The organism is Aerococcus sp. L_32 (assembly GCF_050689315.1).
On the sequence record NZ_JBOEQF010000661.1, the window covers coordinates 1 to 979 of the forward strand.

Consider the following 979-nt stretch of genomic DNA (forward strand, 5'->3'; position numbering starts at 1 on the left):
AGCGAAGTCTACATTCATCAATGGACCTCCTTGATAGTCAGGGAATAGCCCTAAATCATCTTCAAGCGTAACCAAATCATACTCTAAAATTTGGCTATCAGTCGAATATGCATCAACCACATTGACTTCATTGTTATTGATAGCATTGTATCTAAGCGCAGGTTCAAGACTTTTCACTGACGGGAAGGTCAAACCGTATAATTCTTGAATACCAGCATAGCCGTCTTGACGGTCAATAAATTCTAACGTAAAGCCAGCTGTAACCTCGTTTTCAACTTTCGCTAAATCTGAAATCGTTTCTAGATTATTTTCCTCTGCAAAAGAGCGTTTCACGGCTAAAGCATAGGTGTTTTCAAATGAAAATGGTTCTAGAAAATTCATATCATACTGGTCTTTTAATAAGTCACGCGCTAATTGATAGGTATCTGCTTGGTCGAAGTCACTTGTATCAGTAGCTTCATCTACGTCAACTAAACTTTCAAGGACTGTACCTGAAAACTCTGGATAAATATCGATTTCATTATTGTCTAAGGCAGAAAATAAGAAAGTCGTTTTTCCAAAATTAGCTTTTACATCCACATTGACATCGTCATTATCTGCTTCAATTATTTCTTTATACATATTAATTAGAATCTCTGGTTCTGACCCTAATTTACCGGCGATAGTGACATTCGTAACTTGACCAGTCAATCGTTGCGCCAAGATAGGCCCACCAATTCCTACAAATAAAACAAGCAAGCTAATAAGGACGGTTTTCATTTTCTTATTTTCTAACCATTTAATGAGGGCACCAAAAATAATCGCTAATAAAGATGATGCAATAGCACCAATTAGAGTTAAATTGCTATCATTTCGGTCGATTCCTAACATAATCAAAGATCCAAGGCCACCAGCACCGATTAAAGTCGCTAAGGTCGCTGTTCCGATAGTTAATACTAACGAGGTCCGAATACCTGAAATGACCACCGGCATAGCTATG

Annotated in this window: 1 protein-coding gene; it reads right to left on the reverse strand. The window is 37.6% G+C overall.

Annotation, left to right across the window (positions count from 1 at the left end; genetic code table 11):
• Nucleotides 1–979 (reverse strand): ABC transporter permease/substrate-binding protein (locus ACRCJ0_RS15515; RefSeq protein WP_431391088.1); only part of this gene is annotated, 979 nt, incomplete at both ends.